Source organism: Prochlorococcus marinus XMU1412, from assembly GCF_017696315.1.
In the GTDB taxonomy this organism is placed as follows: Bacteria; Cyanobacteriota; Cyanobacteriia; order PCC-6307; family Cyanobiaceae; genus Prochlorococcus_A; species Prochlorococcus_A marinus_AF.
The window spans coordinates 1-3,107 of sequence record NZ_JAAORJ010000005.1; the positions used below are offsets into that span (position 1 = coordinate 1).

Annotated in this window: 3 protein-coding genes and 1 pseudogene; 2 read left to right on the top strand and 2 right to left on the bottom strand. The window is 60.5% G+C overall.

Annotation, left to right across the window (positions count from 1 at the left end):
* Positions 1–93 precede the first annotated feature (93 nt).
* Entirely contained in the window at positions 94–390 is a 297-nt protein-coding gene (locus tag HA152_RS09940) for a transposase (protein WP_209135858.1), read from the top strand.
* Here the strand turns inward: HA152_RS09940 and HA152_RS09945 are convergent.
* Positions 387–1,337: an IS481 family transposase gene (locus HA152_RS09945; RefSeq protein ID WP_209135856.1), complete on the bottom strand. Its 951-nt coding sequence runs from the start codon at positions 1,335–1,337 to the stop codon at positions 387–389. The two genes, HA152_RS09940 and HA152_RS09945, sit on opposite strands and share 4 nt — an antisense overlap.
* Positions 1,338–1,551: 214 nt before the next feature.
* On the opposite strand from HA152_RS09945, the gene HA152_RS09950 reads away from it, so the two are divergent.
* Entirely contained in the window at positions 1,552–2,565 is a 1,014-nt protein-coding gene (locus tag HA152_RS09950; RefSeq protein ID WP_209135857.1) for an IS110 family transposase, read from the top strand.
* A gap of 277 nt (positions 2,566–2,842) precedes the next feature.
* Here the strand turns inward: HA152_RS09950 and HA152_RS10140 are convergent.
* Positions 2,843–2,989: pseudogene (locus HA152_RS10140) on the bottom strand (transposase); the annotation flags it as partial.
* Between the last annotated feature and the right edge of the window lie 118 nt (positions 2,990–3,107).

Below are 3,107 nucleotides of genomic sequence, written 5' to 3' on the forward strand. Positions count from 1 at the left end.
TCTTTAGACGTCCTTCAATAACAATATTTTGCCCCTCCTTTAGTTCATCTACCATTTCTTGGGCAATATTTCCCCATCCTATAATCTTGAGGCCTGACCCGGGCCCGCCATGTTGTCGCAGATCGCGGATATGACGCCCGCGCCCTGGTCGAAGGCATCGAGGCCATCGGTGCGACAGCCCACATCCCGACCCAGAGGCGGCGAAAGGTTCAGCGCTCCGTGTCCAAACCGATCTACCGACAGCGCAATCTGGTCGAACGCTTCTTCTGCAAACTCAAACACTTCCGCCGGTGCGCTACGCGCTTCGACAAACTGGCTAGAAACTTCCTCGCTGCCGTGGCCCTCGCATCAACACGCCTCTGGGCCAGAAGTTATGAGTCCACGACCTAGGTGTCGTTTCTCAAGACGTTGTTCAGCTGGCTGAGCCTTTTGGCTGGCGGCTGTTTGTTGAGAGCATAGTGCGGTCTTCCTGTGTTGTACCAGTCCAGATATCGGGCGAGGTCTTGGTTTCTGCTGTCGGATGAGCGGTAGGGTATGGCATAGGCCCATTCGCGCAGGAGTGTCTGGATGAAGCGCTCGGCCTTGCCGTTGGTTCTGGGCGTATAGGGCCGGGTTCGGATGTGGCGGATGTTCAGCCAGCGCAGGGCCTTGGCGAAGAGCTTTGAGACATAGGCTGATCCATTGTCGGTCATGACGCGCTCGACGGTGATGCCGCGCGCCTTGAACCAGCGCAGAGCCCGCACCAGGAAGGCTGTCGTGGTGGCGCGCTTCTGGTCGGGCAGAACCTCGACATAGGCCAGACGTGTGGCATCGTCGATGGCCACATGGACGCAGTCCCAGCCGGCGCCGGGATTGCGGTTGCCCTTGCGCCCGCCGGTTACACGGTGGCCGGGTTTGTTGAAGCGGCCCAGGGACTTGATATCCAGATGGATGAGCTCGCCAGGGCGTTCGCGCTGATAGCGGATGACGGGCGGTCTGGGCTCCAGGGCCGACAGGCGGCCCAACCCCATGCGCTTGAGCCAGCGGGCCACAGTCGAGCGGGCCAGTCCCAGCCGTTCGGCGATCTCGGCAGCCGTCATACGGTAGTCCCGGCGTAACCGGGCAGCGCTATCGCGCCACCACGCACCGATCCGTCGGGATGGCCGGTGCGGCGCGCTCGATGCCGTGTCCAGCGCCGCGTGTCCGCCACTGCGATGGCGCGCCAGCCACTTGTAGACGGTGCGAAGCGAGACCCCGAAAGCCGCCGCGATGACCGCAACCGGCTCACCGGCTGCATGACGCTCGACAATCAGGGCTCGCGAATACGGCGTGGTTCTGGCATTCCTATGGCTGTTCATCCGGGCTCTCCTTGATCGCTGTTTGCTTCGCATCAACCAGTCTCAAGGCTTCAGCCCGGGTGAACAACCTTATGAGAACTCACACCTAGGATCAAATCCGGTCTTTCGAGACCCATCCGTTTTTGTCTGATGGGGTGGACGGCCCCGACCAACGGCATCGCGATGTGCCATGCTGGAGCTGTTGGAACCAGCACAAGGGAAGGAACCGTCCACCATGAATGTTACAACAATCGGCATTGATCTGGCCAAGTCTGTCTTTCAGCTTCACGGCGTTGATGAAGCGGGAGAAGTGGTTTTCCGCAAGAAGCTCCGCCGCGGGGGTGTTCTGGATTTTCTGCGGGATTTACCGCCGTGTCTCATCGGGCTGGAAGCGTGTGCCACGGCGCACTTCTGGGCGCGCGAGATCGTCGCGCTGGGCCATGAGGTGCGGCTTATCCCTCCGGCTTACGTAAAGCCTTACGTGAAGCGTCAGAAGAATGATGCCGCAGACGCCGAAGCGATCTGCGAGGCGGTGACGCGACCCTCCATGCGCTTTGTTCCGATCAAGAGCGAGGCGCGCCAGGGCGTGATGATGCTGCATAGGACGCGCGATCTTCTGATGCGCCAGCGCACCATGATGCTCAATGCAATCCGCGCACATCTGGCCGAGTTCGGCATCATCACAGCGCAAGGTCCTCACAAGCTGGCGGCGTTGCTCGACACCCTGGACGAGGATCGCTTGCCGGCTATCGCTCGCTCTGCCTTGACCAGCTTGACGGCCCAGCTCGACAGCCTGGCGGAGGAGATCCGCACGCTTGAGCGCCAGCTCATGGCCTGGCACCGCACCGATGAGACCAGCCAACGGCTGGAGACGATACCGGGTGTGGGCCTCATCACGGCAACCGCGCTGTCTGCCAGCATACCGGATCCGTCGGTGTTCAAGACGGGCCGTCAGTTCGCCGCCTTCCTCGGACTGGTGCCGCGCCAGAACTCGTCGGGCGGCAAAGAGCGTCTGGGGCGCATATCGAAGATGGGCGATGGTTATCTGCGCCGGCTTCTTGTCGTCGGCGCGACCTCTGTCATCCGACGTGTTGGCACGAACACCTCGGCGACGGGGGAGTGGGTCAGGCGTCTGCTGGAGCGCAAACCGGCCCGTGTCGCCACTGTCGCCATGGCCAACAAAACCGCGCGCATCGCCTGGGCTGTGCTGGCCCGGGGCGAGACCTATCGGGCGCCTGCGATGGCATAGGCAAAATAATCTGCGTCAGCCGGAATGCTGTCGCTCAGGAGCTGTGAGGGCAGATGTAAGTGATGATGATCAAACGGGGCCGCAGCCGGGAAAACCCGAGGTGCTGTCAGGGCATAAAAGCTCGATTGTCTGAAAGGGACCCGGCCAAGCGGACTTCATCAGGGCCAGCGGTCACAAGCACCGCGCCAACAGGCCGGACACATGACCGCAACCCGCAATGATCAGAAATCACTCAAATCAGACCTTGCAGAACAGGGGCCGTCCACACATGACAGCACCTGTAAAACCTCGCATCCGAGATGCCATACTTGCGACATAGCTCCTTCGTTGTGAAACCCGCTTCGTGCTCGCGGAGCATCCCGATAATCTGGCTACAAGAACTTACGCGGCCCCACTGGGGCCACGGTCTCTTTTCGCTCTGAATAACGGCTCTTGCGCATCGTCCATCCTCTTCTCGATGGACTCTACCATCCCCTGCCTTTGCTTAATCCATTTTCCCCAAATAATAAACGAGTGGTTCCAGGATAAATACATTCTTTACC

Excerpts from the sequence above, each read along its gene's own strand:
- HA152_RS09945 (WP_209135856.1), bottom strand. The coding sequence starts at position 1,337 with ATGAACAGCCATAGGAATGCCAGAACCACGCCGTATTCGCGAGCCCTG.
- HA152_RS09950 (WP_209135857.1), top strand. The coding sequence starts at position 1,552 with ATGAATGTTACAACAATCGGCATTGATCTGGCCAAGTCTGTCTTTCAG.